The 22,093-nt window shown below is 62.5% G+C and carries 23 protein-coding genes; 6 read left to right on the forward strand and 17 right to left on the reverse strand.

The window, feature by feature from the left end:
- Positions 1-10: 10 nt before the first annotated feature.
- The gene (locus ACODTO_RS06770) at positions 11-862 is read right to left on the reverse strand and encodes an NmrA family NAD(P)-binding protein (protein WP_489106126.1); all 852 of its coding nucleotides are present in this window, start codon (positions 860-862) and stop codon (positions 11-13) included.
- A 110-nt stretch (positions 863-972) separates the two neighbouring features.
- Between ACODTO_RS06770 and ACODTO_RS06775 the strand changes: the two genes are divergently transcribed.
- Complete coding sequence (locus tag ACODTO_RS06775; protein ID WP_175385021.1) at positions 973-1,878, forward strand: LysR family transcriptional regulator; 906 nt, start codon at positions 973-975, stop codon at positions 1,876-1,878.
- A 36-nt stretch (positions 1,879-1,914) separates the two neighbouring features.
- Here ACODTO_RS06775 and ACODTO_RS06780 read toward each other — a convergent pair whose 3' ends face one another.
- The 12 genes from ACODTO_RS06780 to ACODTO_RS06835 all read right to left on the reverse strand — a co-directional run bounded on the left by ACODTO_RS06780 (position 1,915) and on the right by ACODTO_RS06835 (position 11,133).
- Positions 1,915-2,736: a DUF4198 domain-containing protein gene (locus ACODTO_RS06780; RefSeq protein WP_175385022.1), complete on the reverse strand. Its 822-nt coding sequence runs from the start codon at positions 2,734-2,736 to the stop codon at positions 1,915-1,917.
- An 8-nt stretch (positions 2,737-2,744) separates the two neighbouring features.
- Positions 2,745-3,068 carry a hypothetical protein gene (locus ACODTO_RS06785; RefSeq protein ID WP_052126432.1) on the reverse strand — a complete coding sequence of 108 codons (324 nt, stop codon included), beginning with the start codon at positions 3,066-3,068 and terminating at the stop codon, positions 2,745-2,747.
- Positions 3,065-4,039 (reverse strand): metal ABC transporter solute-binding protein, Zn/Mn family, encoded by a 975-nt coding sequence (locus tag ACODTO_RS06790; RefSeq protein ID WP_217510051.1) that lies wholly within the window; start codon positions 4,037-4,039, stop codon positions 3,065-3,067. The genes ACODTO_RS06785 and ACODTO_RS06790 overlap by 4 nt, the downstream gene beginning before the upstream one ends.
- Positions 4,036-4,941, reverse strand: a complete 906-nt coding sequence (locus ACODTO_RS06795) for a metal ABC transporter permease (RefSeq protein WP_489106127.1) — start codon at positions 4,939-4,941, stop codon at positions 4,036-4,038. Before ACODTO_RS06795 ends, ACODTO_RS06790 begins: the two co-directional genes overlap by 4 nt.
- The gene (locus ACODTO_RS06800) at positions 4,938-5,618 is read right to left on the reverse strand and encodes a metal ABC transporter ATP-binding protein (protein WP_489106128.1); all 681 of its coding nucleotides are present in this window, start codon (positions 5,616-5,618) and stop codon (positions 4,938-4,940) included. The genes ACODTO_RS06795 and ACODTO_RS06800 overlap by 4 nt, the downstream gene beginning before the upstream one ends.
- Before the next feature lie 14 nt (positions 5,619-5,632).
- On the reverse strand, positions 5,633-6,568 hold the full coding sequence (locus tag ACODTO_RS06805; protein ID WP_175385025.1) for a metal ABC transporter solute-binding protein, Zn/Mn family: 936 nt from the start codon (positions 6,566-6,568) through the stop codon (positions 5,633-5,635).
- Positions 6,565-7,326, reverse strand: a complete 762-nt coding sequence (locus ACODTO_RS06810; RefSeq protein WP_175385026.1) for a DUF6162 family protein — start codon at positions 7,324-7,326, stop codon at positions 6,565-6,567. Before ACODTO_RS06810 ends, ACODTO_RS06805 begins: the two co-directional genes overlap by 4 nt.
- Positions 7,326-7,814 carry a DUF6644 family protein gene (locus ACODTO_RS06815; RefSeq protein WP_175385027.1) on the reverse strand — a complete coding sequence of 163 codons (489 nt, stop codon included), beginning with the start codon at positions 7,812-7,814 and terminating at the stop codon, positions 7,326-7,328. Before ACODTO_RS06815 ends, ACODTO_RS06810 begins: the two co-directional genes overlap by 1 nt.
- Before the next feature lie 38 nt (positions 7,815-7,852).
- On the reverse strand, positions 7,853-8,341 hold the full coding sequence (locus ACODTO_RS06820) for a DUF6644 family protein (protein ID WP_175385028.1): 489 nt from the start codon (positions 8,339-8,341) through the stop codon (positions 7,853-7,855).
- Between the two features lie 20 nt (positions 8,342-8,361).
- Complete coding sequence (locus ACODTO_RS06825) at positions 8,362-9,870, reverse strand: alpha/beta hydrolase domain-containing protein (RefSeq protein WP_175385029.1); 1,509 nt, start codon at positions 9,868-9,870, stop codon at positions 8,362-8,364.
- A 37-nt stretch (positions 9,871-9,907) separates the two neighbouring features.
- On the reverse strand, positions 9,908-10,675 hold the full coding sequence (locus ACODTO_RS06830; RefSeq protein ID WP_175385030.1) for a hypothetical protein: 768 nt from the start codon (positions 10,673-10,675) through the stop codon (positions 9,908-9,910).
- Between the two features lie 65 nt (positions 10,676-10,740).
- The gene (locus tag ACODTO_RS06835) at positions 10,741-11,133 is read right to left on the reverse strand and encodes a DUF6152 family protein (protein ID WP_047703056.1); all 393 of its coding nucleotides are present in this window, start codon (positions 11,131-11,133) and stop codon (positions 10,741-10,743) included.
- A 332-nt stretch (positions 11,134-11,465) separates the two neighbouring features.
- Between ACODTO_RS06835 and ACODTO_RS06840 the strand changes: the two genes are divergently transcribed.
- Positions 11,466-12,803, forward strand: a complete 1,338-nt coding sequence (locus tag ACODTO_RS06840) for an alginate export family protein (RefSeq protein WP_489106129.1) — start codon at positions 11,466-11,468, stop codon at positions 12,801-12,803.
- A 102-nt stretch (positions 12,804-12,905) separates the two neighbouring features.
- Here ACODTO_RS06840 and ACODTO_RS06845 read toward each other — a convergent pair whose 3' ends face one another.
- The 3 genes from ACODTO_RS06845 to ACODTO_RS06855 all read right to left on the reverse strand — a co-directional run bounded on the left by ACODTO_RS06845 (position 12,906) and on the right by ACODTO_RS06855 (position 16,449).
- Positions 12,906-13,469 carry a cytochrome b gene (locus ACODTO_RS06845; RefSeq protein WP_464708966.1) on the reverse strand — a complete coding sequence of 188 codons (564 nt, stop codon included), beginning with the start codon at positions 13,467-13,469 and terminating at the stop codon, positions 12,906-12,908.
- Positions 13,470-13,574: 105 nt separating this feature from the next.
- The gene (locus tag ACODTO_RS06850; RefSeq protein WP_489106130.1) at positions 13,575-15,029 is read right to left on the reverse strand and encodes an aldehyde dehydrogenase family protein; all 1,455 of its coding nucleotides are present in this window, start codon (positions 15,027-15,029) and stop codon (positions 13,575-13,577) included.
- A gap of 43 nt (positions 15,030-15,072) precedes the next feature.
- Positions 15,073-16,449, reverse strand: a complete 1,377-nt coding sequence (locus tag ACODTO_RS06855; RefSeq protein ID WP_139642960.1) for an aspartate aminotransferase family protein — start codon at positions 16,447-16,449, stop codon at positions 15,073-15,075.
- Positions 16,450-16,655: 206 nt separating this feature from the next.
- Between ACODTO_RS06855 and ACODTO_RS06860 the strand changes: the two genes are divergently transcribed.
- Both ACODTO_RS06860 and ACODTO_RS06865 read left to right on the forward strand, forming a co-directional pair.
- Complete coding sequence (locus tag ACODTO_RS06860) at positions 16,656-17,618, forward strand: helix-turn-helix domain-containing protein (RefSeq protein WP_139642957.1); 963 nt, start codon at positions 16,656-16,658, stop codon at positions 17,616-17,618.
- A 342-nt stretch (positions 17,619-17,960) separates the two neighbouring features.
- Positions 17,961-19,409, forward strand: coding sequence for an APC family permease (locus tag ACODTO_RS06865; RefSeq protein WP_139642954.1), 1,449 nt, complete (start codon positions 17,961-17,963; stop codon positions 19,407-19,409).
- 4 nt (positions 19,410-19,413) lie between these two features.
- Here the strand turns inward: ACODTO_RS06865 and ACODTO_RS06870 are convergent, their stop codons facing one another.
- Entirely contained in the window at positions 19,414-20,283 is an 870-nt protein-coding gene (locus tag ACODTO_RS06870) for a LysR substrate-binding domain-containing protein (RefSeq protein ID WP_139642951.1), read from the reverse strand.
- A 112-nt stretch (positions 20,284-20,395) separates the two neighbouring features.
- Between ACODTO_RS06870 and ACODTO_RS06875 the strand changes: the two genes are divergently transcribed.
- Complete coding sequence (locus tag ACODTO_RS06875) at positions 20,396-21,010, forward strand: DUF1989 domain-containing protein (RefSeq protein ID WP_139642949.1); 615 nt, start codon at positions 20,396-20,398, stop codon at positions 21,008-21,010.
- A gap of 85 nt (positions 21,011-21,095) precedes the next feature.
- Positions 21,096-22,037, forward strand: a complete 942-nt coding sequence (locus ACODTO_RS06880; protein ID WP_139642946.1) for a LysR substrate-binding domain-containing protein — start codon at positions 21,096-21,098, stop codon at positions 22,035-22,037.
- Positions 22,038-22,093 lie beyond the last annotated feature (56 nt).

Consider the following 22,093-nt stretch of genomic DNA (forward strand, 5'->3'; position numbering starts at 1 on the left):
GGCATAGCCATCAGCGGGCAAGCAAACCCGCCAGGACCTCCTTCAGACCGGTGTGTCCTTTGCGAGGGAGGCCTTCGAATCGAATCCAGCCTTCATTGAAACCGTTGAGCATCTGAATCCTGGGCAGCGGGTTGTGCATGCCTTGGGAGCGGAACAGCGACTCCCAGGTATCGCCGGGCACGACTTCCATGCTCACTGGTTTACCGAGCAGTTCCGAAAACGCTGCCGCGATGTCGTTCGGCGTTACAGGATGTTCATATTCCAGCTCGACGATGCGTTTGCCGTGCCAGTCCTCCTGCAACAACTGCGCGCTCACCCGGCCCACGTCGGCCGTCGCGATCATGGGAACCGGCTTGTCCAGGGGGTGGAGGAAGCTCGGGATCACGCCGCTGTGCCTGGCGGGTTCGATGTCCCAGAGGCTGTTATCCATGAACCAGGCCGGTCGCAGGAAGGTGACGGGCAGCTCCAGCGTGCTGAAGCTCTGCTCCAGCAGTTGCAACTGGTTCAACAGGTTGGGCTGACGAGCCTGTGCGCCGATGGATGAAATACACACGACCTTTTCAGGTCGAGCGGTGGCGAGCGCCGCGCGCAGGTTTTCAATGATCCGGCGCGTTTCTTCAAAGCCCTCGGAAGGGTCGAAATTGGGCGGCAGCAGGATGAACACGCCAGTGCTGGCACTGAACGCAACGGTCAGCGCGTTGAGGTCATTGGCATCGGCCACCGCGACTTCGCAACCTTTTTCCACCCACGCCTGACCTTTTTCGAGATCACGCACCACCACCTTGACGCGCTGGCGAGCAACCAACAAGGCGCGTGCAACCTCAGCGCCGACCTGACCTGTCACACCCATGACCGTGTACATATGCTGTCCTCATGCAGAGCGACCCGACGTCGCTGTCGTTGAATTATCGCGGCGAGGCAATACTTCTTCGATATCATCAATGTCATCAGTTTGATGATGAGGAGTCATTAATGAGCTTCGATGGACGCTTGGTCGGTGGAATGGGGGTGCTGTCGGCCGTGGTGGAGACCGGGAGTTTCGTCAGGGCCGCCGAGGCGCTGGACATCACCCAGTCCGGGGTCAGCCGTGCGGTTGCACGCCTGGAGACGAGGCTCGGAATCCGGCTGTTCGACCGCACCACCCGTTCCGTGAAACTGACCGATGAGGGACGGCGGTTGTATGAGGAGATCGCGCCGTTGCTGGCAAGCCTGGAGGAGGCCGCGACGCTTGCTTCAGGCAGTGCCACGGCGGTACGTGGACGGTTGAGAGTCAACGTCGACCCGTACTTCTCCCGACTGATCCTGGCGCCGGCCCTGGGCGGCTTCATGGCAACCTATCCCGCCATCGAGTTGGACTTGGTGACCCGCGAGCAGTTGGGCGATCTGATCGCAGACGGGATGGACCTGGCCGTGCGCTTCGGCGAGCCGCCCTCGTCGTCATTGATCGGGAGGCAGTTACTGCGAACCCGTGTCCTGACCGTTGCTTCTCCGGCCTACCTGAAAAAGCATGGTCGACCGCTTCATCCGACCGAGCTGGAAAGCGCCGGGCATGTATGTGTTGATTTTCGCAATCCGCAAACCGGCAGGGCCTTCCCGTGGGAATTTCATCGTGGCGCCGAGCGGCTGAGCGTCAAGACCCATGGGCGGCTGATGGTCAACGATGTAGGCACGATGCATCGGATCTGCGAAGAAGGCCAAGCCGTTGCCCAGGTATTGGCGTTGGGTGTGGAGCCCGCTTTGCGGGCGGGCACGCTGGTCGAGCTGTTCCCGAACTGGCCGGATGAGTATTTTCCACTGTACGCCTTGTACCCCTCCCGGCATCTTCCTCCGGCCAAGGTGCGGGCGTTCCTGGAGTTCGTGGTCGCGCTCAGTCGTTAGACGGATTCCTGCCGATTGATGCTGCCGCCGGCGTTGTCATTTCATGTCCCTGGCCTGCACCCACAGCACGGCGTCCTGGGACAGGGGTTTGCCCTTGTGGGTTTTCGTCGCACCGATGTTGAGTGCCGCGATGCCCCACCAGCCGGCGCGGGGCAGGCCGATGATCACGACCCCTTCGGCATCGGCGTAGGTGCTCAGCACGTTGAAGGATGGTTGCGGAGCCGTGACATAGGCTTGCGGACCAAAGGCATTGTTCTCGAAGTCGGTGGCGTGGTTGAGGTATTCGATTTCGACCCTGGCGTTCGGGACGGGCTTACCGTCGGCCAGCACCCGGGCGCGGAATACGCCGCCGGTCCAGTTTGCATAGGGCTTGCTCAGGGGCTGGATCTCCACCGGCAAGCCCTGGGGCTCGGCCCATTGGCCGGGCACGCCGCCGACATTGACGATCAGCTTGGTGAACTGCTGGATGTACAGGTCTTCCTCGGCTTCCAGGTACGGCTCGGGTTCGAGCACGAAGACATGGTCGCCCATCGAACGCATCAGCTCCCGTGGAATCGTCGCGCGATAGGCGGCCGCCCGATTATCGCGGGTGTGCCATTCGATGGGGCGCAAGTACTTGAGCAAGTCTGTTTTCTCCCCGCCCAGCGAACTGGTGTGGCTGAAAATGCGCGGCTCACCCATGGCCATGGTGGGGCCGCCGGCGAAGGGGTGGGTGAAGACGACCGCGAACTCCAGTTGGTCCCCACGCTGCAACGCCGTTTCTTCGACATAGAGCATCTGGAAATGCGCCTGTGCGACGCCGGTCAGGCAGAGGGAGGCCGCAGCGAGGGCCTGGAGCAGTGTTCTCTTGTTGATCATGGGCGGTTTCACTTTGAGATGTCTGAGGACTGGATCGTGACGTCATGGCCGTCGCCGCCGAGGAACAGCACCGAGTAGTTTTCGCTCGGGGGTTGGAAGCGGTAGGTATTGTCCTGGCCGACGGCGCCTTCGAGCAGCACCTTGTCGCTCATGTCCCGGACATGGATTTTCCGGCCGGCGGCGGAACTGCCGTCGGTGAAGCCGGCCTCGCACTTCACCCAGTCATCGCTGTCGATGTAGCAGTCGAAAACAGGCGCATGGGCGAAGGCCGTCTGGCAGAACAGCAGGGCACCTGCCATCGATAGCCGATGTACTGAGCAAAGGGGTTTCATAAGGACTCCACGGTCGGCTTGATTATTGGGGAGGCGAAGGCGGCCAGCAGTGCGTCCAGGTTCGAGCGCAGGAGCGCCTCGTACCCGTTGGCCGCGTCGGCGAACAGGCCCGGGTTGCCCGCGTCCAGGATCAGCAACCGAGCGCCGCCATCCTCGATGGCCTTGGCGATCCTGGCGTCCGGTGCCCATTTGTGGACGACCACGTGGATGTCGCGCTCGCGCAGGTATCGGGTCAGTGCGGCACGGTCGTCGTCGCTCCAGTCGATGTCCTGCCGGACAAACCAGCCATCGACAAAGATGTCGAACTCGCCGAACAGGTAGATGAATTCGTTGGCCAGCGACAGCACCCGTGGATCCGGCAGTTCCATCAGCCGGGCGCCGTATTCGGCCTTGAGCCGGCGCAATCGGTCCTCCAGCGTGGCGAGGTTGCGAGTGATCCGAGGCGCATCGGCGGGGGACAGGCGCACCAGGTCGGCGCTGATCAGCGCCGCCATGCGCATGGCGTTGACGGGGCCGAGCCAGGCATAGGGCGACGGGCCGACACCGACATCACGCGGACCGGCCCAGGGCACGTCGTTCGCCGGTGTACGGACCACCGCCACGCCGGGCTTGATCGGGTCCCAGGAGCGCGAGGCATCGATTTCGATGATCCGCAGGTTGTGGCGACGGGCCGCCGCAAACAACGGATCGGCGCGCCAGAGGCTGCTCAGGGTGATCACCGCGTCGGCCTGCTGGAACACCTTGGCATCCAGGCGCGACAGCGCATTGGCCTGGCTTTCCATGGGCACGGCAGCGTCCGATGGAATACGGACCACCTCGATGCTCGTACCCTCGCTGAGCGCCGAGGTGAGCGCGTGCACGCCGGGCAGTGCGACCAGCACCCGGGGACCGGCGAAGGCATTGAGCTGGCTGCCCAGCAGCAGTGCCAGCACCACCAGCCAGGATCGACGTGACAGGCTGAGCGGCTTCATACGCTGGCCCCCCTGAATCGGGACGTGGAGGCGCGGATGACGGCGGTCACGACGAACACCAGGGCGGCGACGATCACGATGGCACCGCCGGTGGGCACGGGGATCTGGTATTGCATCGGTGCGAGGATGCCGACCACGCAGGCAAACGTTGCAATCAGGATGGTAAGGGTGACCAGCCCCGGGAGTGAACGGCTGACGTTGCGTGCGGCCGCCGCCGGTATCAGCAACAGGGCTTCCACCAGCACGGCGCCGATGATCTTCAGGCAGGCGACCGTCACCAGGGTGACGAGCACGACGAACAGGTATTCGACGACACGCACCGGCACGCCGCGGGCATGGGCCAGGCTCGGGTTGAGGCTCGCCAGCAGAATGCTGTTGTACAGCGGCAATCCGACCAGGGCACAGGTCGCCGTGACGATCAGCAGCACGTTCATGTCGGTGTGGTCCACCGCCAGGATGGAGCCGAACAGTACGCTTTCCATCACATGGGTGTTGATCTTCGCCGACACGAACAACAGCAACGAGGCGCCGACCGCCAGCGAGATCGACAGGAACACGCCGATCAGCGTGTCGTTGGACAGGGTGGTGCGATGCTGGGTGTACTTCAATGTCAGGGCGAACAGCACGCAGAAACCGAACATCGACAGGTAGGGGGAGGTGTAGGATTCGCCGATCAGCACGCCAATGGCCACGCCAGTCATCGCCGCATTGCCCACCGCCTGGCTGAAGAAGGCCATGCGCTTGATCATCACCATGGAACCCAACACACCCAGCAACGGCCCGATGAGCAGTGCGCAGAGCAGCGCGTTGATCACGAACTCGTATTCGAACGGCTGCGGCAGCAGGTGGTTCGCGGCAAGTGCCTGGAGGTGGTCGCGGATGAACGTGTAGAAGGCGTTCATCGGCTGCTCTCCAGATGCTGGGCGACCTGATGGGGCGGGCCATCGAATATCACCCGCTGGTTGATGCCGGTGACCGACTGCGCAATGCGCCTGACCTGGCCCAGGTCATGGTTGATCCAGAGGATGGTGACGCCGCTCTGGTGCAGCTCGGCCACCAGCGCTTCCACCAGGAGAACGCCCGCTTCATCGATGCCGGCGGTCGGTTCGTCGAGGATCAGCAGCCACGGCACCGGGGTGATCGCCTGGGCCAGCAGCACACGCTGGCGTTCGCCACCGGACAGGCTGCCAAAGGGTTTGCTGCCCATTCCGGCGACGCCGGTACGCTCCAGGGCCCAGGCAGTGGCCGCCCGGGTAGCGCGGGCCGAACCCAGGAACGCCGGCCGGCGTTGGCCGAGCAGGGCCATGACATCGTTGACGGTCATCGGCACGTTGCGGTCGAAATCCAGCAATTGCGGGACATACCCCAACGGCCTGGAGAGCCCGCCTTCAAAGCGGATGGCCCCGGAGTGCGGCATTTGTCCCAGCAGCGCGCGCACCAGGGAGGTCTTGCCGCCGCCGTTCGGACCGACCAGGCAATGGAGGGCACCGGCCTCGATCCGGAAGCTCACGGCGTCGAGCACTCGCGTACCGCCCAGTTGCAGTGAAACGTTGTCGAACACCACGGCGGGTCCGCGCATCGCTGGTTCCTCCTTCATTGTTGTTGTGTGAACTCGACGGCCTCGGCCAGGGTCTCGAGGTTCTCGCTCATCGCCACCTCGAATTCGTCGGCGCTGTAGCGGCTGCCGGTGATATGGGACAGGGCGAAGACCCTGACGCCGGTCGCCGCCTCGATAGGTTTGGCCAGGTCGATGGAAAAGTACTTCTCGGCGAACAGCACGCGGACGTTGGCTTTCTTGATCGCGTCGATGGTATTGGCCAGCTGCCGCGCGGTCGGCGCAACGCCGTGACGCGGCTCGATGACGGCGCTCACGAACAGGCCGAACTCCTGCATCAGGTAGTCGTAGCCGGCATGGGTGGTGGCGCATCGGAACGAAGACAGGTCCAGGTTGGCAAACCGCGTCATGAAGCGCGCCCGCAGCGCACGGATACGCCCGGCATAGGCCAGAGCGTTGTGTCGATAGGCCGCGGCGTTGTCCGGGTCCAGTTCGCCCAAGCGGCGAGCGATCTCGAACACCTGTTGTATCGCCGCGGTGGTGGAGACGAAGGTATGCGGGTTGACCACCTTGGCACCGCCCTGGTCGCCGCCGATGGGGATGAGGGCAACGGTGGCGTTGGCCTGGATGATCGGCAGGTTCTCGCTGCGCCCGGCGGCCTTGACGATCTGGAAGGCCCATTGGTCGTGGCCGATGCCATTGACGACCAGCGCATCGAGGCTCATCGCGCGGGTGATGTCGGCGGGTTGCGGCTGGTAGTTGTGTGGGTTCGCCTCCGCCGGAATGAGCGCAACGACCTCCGCCCGATCGCCGACGATGTTTGCCACGAAGCTGTAGTAGGGATGCAGGGTGACGCCGACCTTGAGCTTCTTGCCCTCGGCGTGTGCCTGGCCGAGGAGCAGGAGGGCGGGTATCAGCATCAGCAGCGCGAACCAGCGGCGCAGCGGTGCGCGGTGTTTTGCAGGGACGGTCATGGCTGGGTTCCTTTTACGCGTTCGACTTCGCGGGCGCCGTCATAGGGAATGACCTGGCGCCAACCCTTGCTGACCAGCGATTCGGGCTTGACGATGCCGGGGTAGGGGGCGTTCGGGTCCCGATGGACCCAGATCGTCGCCTGGTTGGCCCACATGACACCGGCATGGGCGTGCCCGATCACCAGCAGATAGGCGCTCTGGCCCGGCACGCTGCCGCCGGAGCCGTAGTAGACCGTGGCGCCCTGGCCCAGGGTGGCTTGCGAGACCTCGCTGACGCTCTTGTCCGCAGGGGGCGCGTCGTCAATGTGCTGGTCGCCGGAAAGGCTGTGGGGCTGGTGGGTGCCAGGCAGAATCAATTGCCAGTGCACCTGGCCGTTTTTCTTCCAGAATGCGTCGCGGTAGAACGGTGGCAGCACCAGCTCCTGGGCATGCTCCAGGGTGATCCAGCCGCCGGTATCGTTGTTGAACCAGATGATCTCTTCACCGGCAGGCAACAGCGCGCTATGAATGGCCTGATCGACCGTACCCAGGCCATCGAAGGATCGCACCTGCCAGCTCAATGCAGTGGGCGGGCCGACTGCCTGGGGGCGCAGCAGTACATAACCGGCCACGCCGGCGATGACCGCCAGGGTCGCCAACAGCATCGCCAAGGACTCCCACCGACCGGACACCGGGCGCACCACATTGGCTGCTTCGCCGTGGTCGCCGCCGGGCAGGCCTGTGGTGGGCCGAGGCCAGCGTGGCAGTAGGCGCGCCATCAGAAAAACGCGATCCAGCGGCCAAGGCAGATCACGCCTGCCCACAGCACCATCGAACCGAAGCCGGCGACACGGGCACGGCCGGGGGGCGGCAGCGTCGTGTCCCATTCGCCGATCCGGCGAAAGACTCCCAGGTGGAAGATCCCCATGTTGAGGCCCGCCAGCAGCAACAGCCCCATCTTTGCCCAGAAAACCGGGTTCTGGACATAGGTGGAGGCGTTGGAGACGAACATGAGCAGCCCCGTGATCACGCATGCCGCGAAGGCGACCCAGGTGTACGGCAACAGTTCCTGGATCAGCCTTAGCGCGCTGCGGCGATGGGACGCGATGCCGAGCAGGCGCAAGTCCACCACGGCGATGGTCCCGAACACGAGGGCGATGCCGATGACGTGCACCGATTCGAGGGTTGGAAAGGCGAAGCCCGACTCTCTGATCAGGGAGGCGACAGCGGTGGCCTCGAGGGCTTGCAGGTTCGATTGAATGTCCATGGCAAATACCTGAGAGCGTATGTTGAAGATGCGCGCCGTTAGATCGTGTAGGCGATCCAGCGGCCGCAGAAGATCACCACGCACCACAAGGCGATCGACAGCCAGGCCAGCGTCTTGACCAAGCCGTCCGTGCCTTCGCCGTGAGCCGGATCGGCAGGGCGCAGCAACGGGCGTCGGACCCACCAGGCCAGGGTGAACGCACTGACCACCAAGGCCATCTTCAGCCAGAACGTCGAGTTGACGAGCACCCGGTCCGGCTCGCCGATGGTCATGACCAACCCCGTCAGGAGCAGGACGATGAGTGCATTGCGCATCCACGGGTAATAGCGACGGATGACGCCGCGCGTGGGCTCGTCCGTGGCGAACACACCGGCCAGCCGAAGGTCGGAGATGACGGCGGAGCCGAAGATCACCGCGATGGCCACGATATGAATGGACTGGACCGTGGGCACGACCCAGAGCATGTCCCTGATGGCGGTGCTCACCGGTGTGGCGTAGAGCCAGTCAATGATCGGTGCTGATGACATGTGCTTTCTCCCACTGTGGGTTAGAAGTCTTGGGGTTTGGCGATCGGACGCAGGCCCGGCGCATCTTCCGGGAGGAGATAGCCTTCCTTGATCGAAATGGCCTTGGCGTCCTCGAACTGCCGTTCGTAGTTGCCGAAGCTGCCATAGCGCTGCCCGAGCCGGTCCTTGGCGTAGGGCACCTTGGTGTCGTAGATCAGGCCGCAGTTGGTTTCCTGGTCCGTGAGGTAGGTCGCGCTGGGCACTTGCACCCACGGCGGACGCACGCCGCCTTGCAGGTTGCCGGTAACGGAGTCGCGCACGACGGTCTTGCCCTCGCGTAGCACGCGGGGGGCCTTGGGCATCGGCTTGCCGTCGCGCACCCATTGGTCCATGTCATCCAGCAGTGCCGAGACCACCAATTCTGCCGGCTCGTCGTACAGTGTCCGGCACTGTGGGTCGTCGCCTTTGCCGATGTCCGCCGCGACGTGTTCGGTATGCTCCGTGCCGAGGTCGGCCAAGCGCAGGTGCGGCATGCCGGTCACTTCGTAATAACGTAGTTGCGGGCTGTCGGTGTCGGGCGGCAGGTCGATGCCTTCGAGCACGTCGTGCATCAGTTCGGACTGGCTGTAGACGGTCACGAACGGCACGCCGGCAGGCATCTGGCGTGGCACGCGGATAACGTCGCCGCCGACCTCGCCATAGGCCATGCGACCGGTCATATAACCGTCGATCAGCGGCGTCGCGTCGGGCATGCGCCATTGCTGGTGCCGGCCCTGGTCGAGGTAGTCCATCCAGACTTGCGCGGTCACGGCCCAGCTGTTGACGTAGACCCGATGCACGTCGAGGTTCGCCAACGGGCCTTGCGCCGAATGGGTCTTCAGCAGCAACGCCAGCTGCGCGCCGATGCCCTGGGACTGCGGCACGAATGGATCGGGCCCGTTGCCGCGGGTGAAGCGTTGCGGGTCGTAATAGCTGCCCAGTGGTGCATAGCGTGCATAGTCGAAGCGGCGCATGAACTCGAAATTGACGATGCGTCCGTACTGGGCGATCTGCTCGGCCTCGGCGGCCGGGGTCTCGGAGATGAACTTGGGGTCCACTGGCGGCTTGTTGAGGTTCAAGGTGTAGCCGACGTAGGCGTAGCCGCGACGCAACAGGTAATCACGGGTCAGGATCCAGCCGGCGCCGCGCTCGCCGAACCAACTGAACGGCTCGATCACCACCGTGCCATTGAAGCGCGCCGGGTCCGCTGGTTTACGGACCAGGATGCGCGTGGTGTAGGGCGCCTCGAAGAGGCTTTTACCCGCTGCGGTAATGGCCGGCGCCACGCCTTGCAGGTAAAACTCTTCCTCGACGTAGCCATACCGGTTGAGGTCGCTGTATTCGGTACCCTGGGCGTTGGCCGACGAGAGCGGTGGCTTGCCTGAAGGCGGCACTGGCACCACGGTGGGCATCCTGGGCACCTCTGCGAACGCGCTCGACAGCAGGAGCAGCGACACAAGGGCGCCCTGCAACGTTGGCCGCAGGATGTCGAAGGGCATCAGTCGTTCCATCCGGTGACTCCAAAAGGTTATCGAGGGGAATGTGGCGTCATTCACGGCGCAGGCTCGTCTTGCCCTCGCTGTCGATCACGATCTGGTTGTTCTCACAGACGTATTCTTGGATGCGGTAGTCGGAGCGCTTGTATTCGAACGTGAAGCGATAAGGTGTGTTGAGCACCTGCGGATCTTCGATCAACACCTGGTCTTCCAGATGATCCGGCGCGGTCAGCCGCAAACGTTCGGTGATCTTCATGTCCTTGCTGTGGGGAACGCCGTAGAACGCCACGTCATCGGTGCGCACGCCCAGGGTTTCCACGACAAGGGTGCCGCCTTCCCAGTGGCCGCGCGAATGGCCTTGATAGGTCGGGTCCAGCTTCTCCTTCGGCGGCATCGCTTCGTTCAGGAAAATCCGCCGCACCTGCTGGAGGTACTCGCCCAGGACCACCACTTGTTTATCGTCGTAGATGATCTGGATCGGGAAGAGCGCCGCCATCAACACCGGCATCCCCTCCGGCAGGCATCGGGCGCTGGTGGTGGCCAGGGGCGTGCCGGCTTCGTTCGCCGCGGCTTCCTTCTTTTTCAGCTCGGCATACTGACGGGCGTAGGGCTCCTTCAGGTCCATCGGTCCGCCCGGATGCACCGGATCGTCCGGGTTCTCGCCGAACCAGTCGTCCGGGGTTCTTTCCCAGGTGCCGCTGATGTCGGGTGCCTTGGCTGCGCCTTGTTTGGGCGTTGTCGCCATGCTCAGCCCGGCGAATGTCATGAGGGCGATGCCCAGGAAAATCATTGCCGGATTCAAGGTTCGTGTCGGTTTCATTCAAGCGTCTCCACCCTGTTGGTTTGTGCCATCGAGTACCCAATGAAGCAGGGGAGCGAGCGGACTCATCCACCGCCCGTGAGCACGACGTCACCGATCTTGATTTCCACCAGCAACCCACCAGGATCACCGTTCTTCAGCGGCTTGTAGGTGACCTCGGCGTTCTCGCCGGCCTTGATCGAGTCCGCCGTCCAGCCCGTGCGGCTCAATGCGTTGACGCTGCCGGTTTCGATCTTGATTTTCTGCGGTGGCGGGCCGGGGACATCGAGGTAGATCGCGATATGAGGGTTGGTCCAGGCAAAGCGCTCGACGACGCCCTTGACGGTGATCGTCCTGGTCTGGTCGAAAATCGCGAACGAATGGTGGGCCGTCGCAACGGCGGGAAGGACGCCGCAGGCGACGATGGTCAGCAGGCGAAGCCCCTGACGGAATGACGGAAAGGATGGCGTGGGGGTCATGACGTGGGCCTCGTTCTTATGCGTTCTTATGGGGCCAGCATAAGAGCGGCATGGACCGGAGCCGTAACCCAAAACGGCAACTTCTCAAGCCCGAAAGCTGTTTCTACCCATCACTGTGGCGAGGGAGCTTGCTCCCGCTGGGGCGCGAAGTGGCCCTGTTTCTGGGCCTGCTGCGCAGTCGAGCGGGAGCAAGCTCCCTCGCCACGGTTGGGGTTGCGACTGACGTCGAGGACGAGCGGCCCGTGGTACTTGCTGATTTGGGTTACCGCTTGCGCAACCCAAGCCGAAACACTCCCGTCTCGCCTCATAAATATAAAAACAGGAGAGACGTCATGCGCACCCCCATCTATGCCCCCATGCTTTCATTGGTCGCACTCTGTACATTCGAGCCGCAGGCTCACGGCTACGAGCTCTATAACGAAGGCGATGGCACCACCGTGCTGAACGCCGACCTGTGGGCCGGCTTTGGCTGGTTCGGCAGCCAGGAAAACTACATCGCAGACCCGGAAAAAGAGCCCGGCAGCATGCGCTGGCAGGAAGGCTTCGCCAAATACGGCCTGAGCGGCACGACGGACAAGATCGCTGCCGGTTCGGTGTACGGCGGATTCAGCCTGATCAGCACCGGATCATGGGGCGATGGAGACCCCGGAGCGCTCACCGACGGCACTGAGCGAAGAACCGCCGTAGAGGACGCCTACCTGGGCTGGAAGTCGGGCGATCTGGTTCCCGCGTTGGGCCAGGATGGCGTCGATTTCTCTTTCGGCCGCCAGCTCGTCACGGTGGACGGGTTCCTGATTACCGATGATGGTTTTGCCCCGGGTAAGGCCTTCAACCCCATCGAAGGCGTTGCGGATGGCCGGTTCAATCGCGGCGGTGCCTTTTACCTCGGCCCGCGGTTGGCGTTCGGCAACACCGCCGTCTTGAAGCTGGGCGGCACCGAGGGACTGCACGGTAGCCTGCTGTGGTTGAAATCGGATAACCCCGGTCAGTCCAAGACCGAAGTGGCCGCAGCCACTGTCGACTACACCACGCCCATCGGTTCGATCGGTTCGACTTACGTGCACGGCCTGGACGTCGAAAAGCGCTATGCCTTCGCGGATCGGCTTGAGCGCAAGGGCATGGACATCTACAGCATCCGTGGCCAGGGCAACGCCGGCATCGAGAATGCCGATTTCGCCTTCGAGGTGGCGCGACAGGAAAAGCGTTCGGGGTCGCAGCGAGCGATGTTCTTCGACGTCGGCTACACCTTCGCCGACGTCAAGTGGCAACCGACGGTCAGCTACCGCTATGCACGCTATTCCGAGGGCTGGGACTTCCTGTTCCAGGGCGGCTATCGCAAACGCTATCAAGGTGAGGTTGCGGTGAATTACGCCGGCTCGGTCACCTCGAACATGCAGACCCAGGATGTGCTTCTTTCGGTCAAACCGACCGACAAATTGACCCTCAACGCAATGGTCTTCGACTTCCACCAGCTTTCCGATCGACAGGAGCGGGACTACAGCGCTCGCGAGTTCGATCTGTTTCTGGATTGGATGGTGACGGACAACCTCACGCTGTCGCCGCTCATTGGTTTCTACAAGCCGGACAAGTGGCTTGGAAACGGTGGCCTGCAGAGTGGCAGCGCATCGACGAACACCTACTTCCAGTTCATTGCCTGGGTCACTTTCTGAAACTTCGGGATATGCACATGAAAACGATCCGGCAGGACTTTTGACAACTGCCTCCACACCGAGAGATGAAGCGTGGGCGTTTTGCGTCCACGCCTCATTCAATTACAGCATGCGACGCAGCACGTCTTTGTGCGGATCCCGGTCGAGGAACCGATGCTTGAGGGCGCCGGCGATGTGCAGCAGAATCAGGACGAGCAGGGTATAGGCCAGTACTTTGTGCAGCCATTGGAACACGACGAACCAATCGTCATTTTTCGGGAGCAGCTCCGGGAGGTTGACCCCGAAAAAGAACACCCCGTCGCTCATCGTGTAGGTGCTCGACATGGAGTAACCCATCAACGGCACGATCACCAGAAGCCCATACATGACCCGTTGCACCAGGTTTGACATCACCTGCTCAGGGCCGGTCAGCGTGTGCAGCGGCCTCGGCAACCTGGGCGTCATGTAGCGCAGGGCGATCTGGACCAGCACCACCAGGAACGTCAACACCCCGAAGGATTTGTGCCAGGGGTAATAGAGCTCGTACTTGCTTGCCACTTCGTCATTCATCCCGGTCATGTGCCAGCCTGCCCAGAGGAGGCCGGCTACGAGCACGGCGCGTACCCAGTGCAACAGCAACAGGGACGTCGGATACCGATCAATTATCTCTTGATTTGTGGTGTTCATCGCAGTCGCCTCATCAATCGTCAAAGACATCGGGAACGCACTTGAACCACCACCCTCGACACCTCTCAGGGTTTGGAGGGTAGTTAGCTCAGTGCAATATTGTTCTCAGGCCGGTAGCAGTACGGTAATGACCTTCTCCTCGGTGTAGGCCAGTGCGCCGCTGAACCCTCCTTCACGGCCAATACCGCTGTCCTTGACGCCGCCCCAGGGCAGGTTGGCGTCCAGCGGGCTCCAGCAGTTGATGCCTACGGCACCGGCCTTCACCGCTGCGGCCACGCGATGGGCTCGCACCAGGTCGCTCGTCCACACCGTGGCCGCGAGGCCGTAGCTGGAATCGTTGGCCAATGCGACAGCTTCTTCCTCAGTATCGAAGGCAATCACCGTGCCGACCGGGCCGAAAATCTCGTCCCGGGCAATAGACATGTCATTGCGGGCATTGGCGAAGATCGTCGGCCGCACGAACCAACCCTGCTCAGGGTGCGATACACCGCCGGCCAGCAGCGTAGCGCCTTGATCGATGCCCAGTTGGATGTAACGGTTGACCCGATCGAACTGCGCTTTCTTGGCCACCGGCCCCATCTGCACGTCGGGCTGCCGAGGGTCACCCACCTTGACGGCACACGCAGCGTTGGCAAGCGCCGCGGCGAAGCGCTCTGCGAGGCTGCGCTGGACCAGGATGCGCGAACCGGCGGCACAGACCTGGCCCTGGTTGGCGAACAGGCCGAGGGTGCAACCAAACAGCGCATCGTCGAAGGAGGCGTCGTCGAAGACAATCTGCGGGCTCTTGCCGCCCAGCTCCAGTGCCACGCGCTTGAACAACACACCGGAGGTGCGCTGGATCTCGCGTCCGGCCTCGGGGCTGCCGGTGAAGCTGATCTTGGCGACATCCGGGTGCTCGCACAGGGCTCGGCCGACTTCATTGCCGTAACCGGTGACCACGTTGATCACGCCGTCGGGAAAGCCCGCTTCCTGGGCCAGGGCCGCCAAGTGCAGGGCGGACTGCGGCGTTTCTTCCGACGGTTTGATCACCACGGTGCAACCGGCCGCCAGCAAGGCGGCGAGTTTCCAGACCGTGATCATCAGCGGCGAATTCCAGGGCACGATGGCCCCGACCACGCCCACCGGCTCGCGTACGGTGTAGGAAAGGGTCTTGGTGCCAAAGTAGCCACCGGAGGGAATGGTGCGACCTTCGAGCTGATTGGCCCAACCGGCGGCGGCACGCAGGTTGGCGAGCACGTTGGGGATGTCCAGGCGACGCGGTTCGATCGGCGAGCGACCGATGGCGTCGGCGTCCATGTCGGCGAGCAGGTCGGTATCGCGCTCCACCAGGTCCGCCAGTTTCAGCAGCAACCGGCCGCGCTGGGCACCGTCGAGCTGGCTCCAGGCGCCGCCTTCAAGCTGCTTGCGGGCGGCCGCCACGGCGCGGTTCACGTCCTCGGCCGTACCGCGCGCGGCGCTGCCGTAGATCTGTTCCGTCACGGGGTTGATGAGGTTCGTTCGACGGCCGTCGGAGGCCTCGAAGGAGCCGCCTTCGATGAAGTGATTCAGATGCTGTGTCATGTTTGGATCCATGAATGTTGTGCAGTGGTCAGGTAGACCCGTTTCATGCCTTGAGCGAGGCCAGGGCGTCGCCGAAGATGTCCAGCGCCTTGAAGAACAGCGAGCGCGAGATCGTCAGCGAAGGCATGACACGCATCACGTTGCTGTAGCGACCGCAGGGGATCATCAGCACGCCGTGGTTCAGCAGGTAGCCCATGAGTTGGCCGATCTTGGCGCCTTCCAGCGGTGCCTTGGTGGCCGGGTCTTCAACCAGTTCGATGCCGATCATCAGGCCGCGGCCGCGCACCTCACCCACGAACGGGCTGTTAAAGCCACGGATACGCTTCTGCGCTTCCAGCCCCAGGGTGTGCGCACGGTTGAGCAGATCGAGCTCCGGATCCTGCAGGATGCTGATGTTGGTCAGCGCCACGGCGGCGGACAACGAGTTGGCAGCGAAGGTGTTGGGCACCGAGCCGTCAGGAATCGCGGCAGCCAGGTCCGAGCGCATGATCAGGCCCGCCATGGGCAGGTCGCTGCCGATGCCTTTGCCGAACGTCAGCATGTCGGGCTTGACGCCCGAGTGCTCGACCGCCCACATTTTGCCGGTACGGCCGGCGCCGGACTGTACTTCGTCGACGATCAGCAGCGCGCCGCTGCGGTCGCAGGCCTTGCGCAGGAGCTGCAGGAACTCGGGTGAAGGGGGCACATAGCCGCCTTCGCCCTGCACCGGCTCGACGATCACGGCGGCGACGTCATCGGCGGCGGTGTAGGGGGTGTTCAGCAAGTAGTCGACGTAATCGCCGGCGATCTGCTCGGCGCTTTTGTGGGTGGTGTCGAACGGGAAGCGGTAGGCGTAAGGGTAGGGGGCGTGAATGACGCCCCCCATCATGGCGCCATAGCCCTTGCGGTAGGCCGTACCTGTGGTCAGCGCGCCTGATGCGTTCCAGACGCCGTGGTAGCCTCCATGGAAGGCGATGATCTGGTGCCGCCCGGTGATGCGCTTGGCGAACTTGACCGCGGCCTCCAATGCATCGCTGCCGCTTTGGGTAAAGAATGTGGTGCAATCGCCGCGCAAGCCATCGGGCGCGATCTCGGATATCTTGGCTGCCAGCTCGGTGCGTCGGGTGCTGTTGATTTCCAGGGCATGCATCAGCACTTCGGACTGTTCGCGGATGGCCTGCACCACTTTCGGGTGGCAACGGCCCACGCTGCTGACGCCCACGCCGGCGGACAGGTCGATGTAGGTGTTGCCGTCCGGGTCCTTGAAGGTCGCGCCGAACGCCCGGTCCATGGCCACCGGCATGCGTCCGCCGCCGCGGGCCATGGACTCGGTACGCGCCGACAACGCCAGGGCCTCGCGGGTCATGGGACCGGGGAGGGTGCTGGAAATAATCCGCGGGGCATCCGCGAAGTGGAGGGATTCAAGTTTGGCTTCACTCATGACGGTCTCTCTGGATGTCGGTTGGAGTGTGCCGATCATCTCTAGCCCGCGTCTCCAGGCGGTAGCCCGAATCGGCACATGGGTAAATTGCGCTGAAGGTGGCGAGTGATATTCCGCTATGGAATTTTGCTAAATTCCTTTAATGTGCGAATATCGGTCAAGAAGGCAGGATAAGAACAATAATATTTGAGAGGCTTTCGCATATTATGAGAAATGTTCACATAAACCACTTTCGCGACGTCCACCTCCATGCCGCTACCGTTCAGGAGTGGAGTCAGGACTACAACCAGCTCACCGCCGGTTCGGCCGAAAGTACGCTCATGCAGCTGACCACCGCCCATTGCCATATCTTTCGTGAGCAGATCAACCAGCGCGTCGTGCAGCACGGCGTGGCCCCCCGCGGCAAAATGTGTTTTGCAGTGCCGATCAATGTCCCTGGCGCGATTCGGATGCAAGGGCGCGAGGTGGATGACAGCAGCCTGTTCTTTCTCCACGGTGGAGAAGAGTTCATGTTCCATATGCCGATGGGCATGGAGCTGCTGTCCATCACCTTCGAACGGGAATTGTTCGAGCAGGCGCTGGCGCAAACGGCTTCGGCAAAGGAAATCAGCCAACTGCTGCGTCAACCGGTGATCAGGGTTTCCACGCCGCACTTCGCGCAGGCGCGTCGGCGGTTGCTGGCGATATTCTCCCAGGCCCTGGTGAACGAAGAGCTCGACAATGTGTGGGAACAGGAGCTGGAACAGGCGATGCTCGGCGAGATGCTGCAGCTCATGACCGATCCGGCCTGCGACAAGTACCAACGCACCACGAGCTCCACCCGTAGCTTCATTGTCGAGAAATGCCACCGTCTGACCACTGCCGAAATGAACAACGTGCCCAGCGTGGACGAGTTGTGCCAGCGCTTGCAGGTGAGTCGGCGTACCGTGCAGAACAGCTTCCGTGCGGTGGCCGAGACGACGCCGCTGAACTATCTGCGCTCCGTCAGGCTGAACGGTGTGCGCCGCACCTTGATGTCCACCCAGGCGTCGCATCTGTCGATTGGCGATGCCGCTGCCCAGTGGGGCTTTTATCACCTGAGCCACTTCGCGGCGGAGTACCAGGAACTGTTCGCAGAGTTGCCGTCCCATACCCAGCGCGCAGCCATTCCCGATTGCGCCCTCGCCTGAGCAACACAACCCCTGTGGCGAGGGGATTTATCCCCGCTGGGCTGCGTAGCAGCCCCAGATCCCGCCATTGTGGAGTGTCAGCTAACTGCAACTGGCTTTATGGGGGCTGCTACGCAGCCCAGCGGGGATAAATCCCCTCGCCACAGTTTCTGTGGGGCTGAAGGGGCGCCCGGGATTTTCATGGGAAGAACAGTCTGATGACCGATTTGGGTTAGTGCGACATGGATGGGCAGGCATAGGATCGAACCCGGCGTGCAACAAAAACAATAAGCCATTCGGTGCCGGTGGACGGATGACTGCATCGATCCCACAGCGACTGCCTCATACAGAAAGGTCAAGCACATGAGTGTATCTCTCCCGGTCAACAGCTCCACGGAGCTCAAGCGTGGTGCCCTGGGTGTCGGTTTCATCATTTTCTTCGTAGTGTCGGCGGCGAGTCCGTTGAGTGTCATCGCCGGTGGTTTTCCCATTGGCATCATGCTGGGCAACGGTGCCGGTACACCGGCGTTGCTGATCCTGGCTCTGCTGGTGTTGCTGATGTTCTCGGTGGGTTACACCACCATGTCCCGGCACGTCACCAATGCCGGTGGTTTCTATGCATTCACCTCCCGCGGCCTGGGTGGACTGGCGGGTGGCGCGGCAGGGGTGTTGGCGATGTTTGCCTATAACATCCTCCAGGTGGGGCTGTACGGCATGTTCGGTGGCGTGGTCAGCGGCACCATGGCCAGCGTGTTCGGCCTGGAACTGCCCTGGTGGGCTTATTCGCTCATGGCCATGGCCAGCGTCGCGATCCTGGGGTATCGCAAGATCGATCTCTCGGCCCGGGTGCTGTCGGTCATCGTGATTGCCGAGTACCTGGCGATCCTGACCCTGGATTTCGCCATCCTCAGCACGGGCGGTGACAGTGGCGTCAATCTCGACGCATTCGATCGCAGCCATGTGTTCAGCGGCACACCCTCGATCGGCTTGCTGTTCTGCTTCGCCGCGTTCATCGGCTTCGAGGCCACGACCATCTACGGCGAAGAGGCCAGGAACCCGCAACGGACCATCCCGATTGCCACCTACTGCTCGGTACTGCTGATCGGCGGGTTTTATGCACTGTCGGTCTGGTCGATGGTGGTGGGTGTGGGCGCGGACAAGATCGTGCCGATGCTGCAGGCCTTGCAGGACCCCACGACCTTCATCTACGGCATGTCCGATCACTTTGTCGGCCCACACCTGACCCAGATTATCCGGGTGCTGTTCATGGTCAGTATCTATGCCGGGCTGCTGGCCTTTCACAACGCAGCCGCCCGTTACTTCTACGCCATCGGACGCGACGGCCTGTTGCCGCGCCAACTGGGGACGACTCATCGCGTCCACCAGAGTCCCCATATGGGCTCTGTCTTGCAGAGCTTGATTTCTGCGGTGGTGGTGCTGATTTTCGCCGCCATGGATGCCGATCCGATCCTGCAGTTGTTTGCCTGGCTGTCCAACCTGGCCACGCTGTGCGTGATCTTGCTGATGGCGCTCACGTCCGCCGCGGTATTTGCCTTTTCCCGCAGCCACCCCGAGCTGAGGCTCGGACTCTGGCGTGGGGGGATCTTTCCCGCGCTATCCTGCCTGGTCCTGTTGGCGGTCCTGATCATCGCGGTGCTGCATTTCGATGTGCTGACAGGCGCCAGCCAGACCTTGTCCTATGGCCTCTGCGCGATTATTCCCGCAGCTTTGCTGGCCGGAGTGTTCCTGGCGGCTCGACTGCGCAAAAGCGCTCCGGAGCGATATCTGGCATTGGGGAGCCACAAGCTCTAGGACGTCACAGGTGCTGCTTCAGGAAGCGTATAAACTCAAGGGCCAGTTGCGAAGGTTCTTCCTGGGTAGGCAGCAGCAAGGCAATCTCGTACTTGATGGCGGGCTTGAAGGGTTTCAGGACCAGGTCGCGGGCGAAGGGACGGCTGACCACCGGATCGACCATACCGACGCCCATTCCGGAGCGGACCAGTTCGCATGCTGTCGCAAAGAACTCTGTCTCGGCCACCACGTTCCAGGATGACCCGTACGCCGAAAACGCCATTGCCAGTTGCTGGTAGAGGGGGTCGCCCTTGAACAGCGAAACGAACGGCACGCCATCCAGGTCCGCCGGGGTAATCATGTCCAATGCTGCCAGCGGGTGATCGGCAGGCATCATGCACTGGCATTCATAGGCAATCACCTCCATGCGGGACGTCGGATAGTCGAGCGGCAGCTCGGCAATGGCCAGGTCGAATTGCTGCGTCGTGATCAACTCACGAACGGACTGGGAGTTGCGGGTGATGACCTTGAGCTCCAGGCCCGGGCGCTCCCTGGCGAATTCGGCCATCAGGCGTGGCAGCAAACTGATCGAGATGCTGGCGTAGGCGGCGATCGCCAGATGACCGCGCTTGCCCGTGCGGATTTCCCTGGCGATACGCTGGGTTTTCTCCACGGCCTCCAGCGCCCGTTCCGCCTCGATGAAGAACAGCCGGGCTTCAGGGGTGGGTTGCAGGCGACCGCCCTTGCGCACGAACAGTTTGAGGCCGGTTTCATGTTCCAGGTTGGCGATGGTGCTGCTGATCGCCGGCTGGGAAATATTCAAGAGCTCCGCAGCGCGGGTCATCGTGCCGTGAATCATCAAGGTTCTGAAGCACTCGAGCTGGCGGATTCGCATGGGTTGACCTATAGATTCAACTTATACTGAAGCCACTTTATATTATTGGTTTGAGGTTTTCTTCTGTGTTTTCCTTGATTGCAGGCCCATCAGTGCAGAGGAAAACCGCGACATGAACACGATGACTTCGATGACCCCCGGTGAGCGGCTTCTCTTGCCAGCGCGGCAGGGTGTAGCGCTCCGGTTGAGGCAGGGGCAGACCCTCCAGGTGATCAACACCCATGGCAAACAGGTGGTGGACACCTGGGCCTTCAACCCGAGCGACCTGCAGGAAGCCATGTCGATGGAGCACAGTCGTCCCTTCTGGTTGAAACTCAACCCACGGGAAGGCGACAGCTTGCTGACCAACAAGCGCCGCAGGATCCTGACGCTGGTCGAGGACACGACGCCGGGCATCCACGACACCCTGGTCGCCGCCTGTGACCCGACCCGCTATGTTCAACTGGGCGTCGTCGGCCACCACGCCAGCTGCAACGAAAACCTCTTCCTGGCCCTGGAGGCCATCGGTCTGTTGGCGCCTGATACGCCGAGCCCCTTGAACCTCTTCATGAACGTCCCGGTGCACGAAGATGGACGCATCGAGTTTGCCGAGCCTGTCAGCAAGCCAGGACAATATGTCTGCCTCAAAGCGGAAATGGACGCTATTGTGGTGCTGTCCGCCTGCCCCCAGGACGTGACGGCGGTAAACGGCATGCGGCCCCAGGACGTCCATTACCGCATCCTCTGACGGATCGCCAACCTGCTGGCCCCTGTTGCTCGCCGGCAGGACACTGAATACGTCGCAAGCACCCGTCGGGTGTCCGGAGAAAACCATGCGCAAAATCCCCCCTCTGAATTCCGTGCGCGCGTTTGAGGCGGTCGCACGGCACCAGAGTTTTTCTGCCGCGGCGAACGAGCTCTCGGTGACGGTCGCCGCGGTCAGCCATCAAGTGCGCCAGCTGGAAGAAGGCTTGGGGCAGAAGCTCCTGGAAAGAGGCCGGATGGTGACCCTCACGCCTGCCGGGAAGGCGATCTATCCGTTGCTGCGCGAGGGTTTCGACCAGATTGCCCAGGCGTTTGCCTTGTTGGGCGGGGCAAAGGAGGGCGATGCCATCCACGTGTCCACCACACGGGCCTTCGCCGAACGTTGGCTCATGCCGCGTCTGGCGAAGTTCAACGAGATTTATCCGAACATCGTGGTGTCCATCCACGCCTCGGAAAAAGTCGTGGATCTGCGTGCTGAAACCGTCGACCTGGCGATCCGATATGGACCGGTCGATGCCGATGTGCGCGGGCCGGTGTTATTCGAAGACAGGTTCATCGCGGTCGCGGACAAGCGCATTTGCCCACTGGAACACAACGCAACGATCAACGATTTCCCTAATCGACCGCTGCTGGCGTTCAAATGGAAGAACCAGGCACTCGAAGCCCCCTCGTGGTCAGCCTGGCTGGCCGGGGTCAAGCGCGATGCTGCCGCAGATCTGCGTATTTCCTGGTACAGCGAGGAAACCCTGGCGCTGCATGCGTTGGAGCAGGGCCTGGGGCCCTTGTTGTGCAGCGATGTGCTGATTGATGATGAGCTGCGTTCCGGGCGGATCCGGCGGCTTGAAGGACCGGTGTTGGCGGGGTTCACCTATCACTTGGTCGAGAACAGCCATGGCAACCCGCGGCGCAGCCTGGTGCTGTTCAGGGAATGGCTCCTGGACGAGGCCAGGTCATTCAGGGGCAATGCCCTCAATGACCTGGCGGGACATCAACGGTTGCTCACCACCTGAGGCCATCCGCGAGCATGGCCGACTCTATGGCCAGGCATGCGCTGAGCAGTGGGTCA

The organism is Pseudomonas sp. FG13, assembly GCF_057809755.1.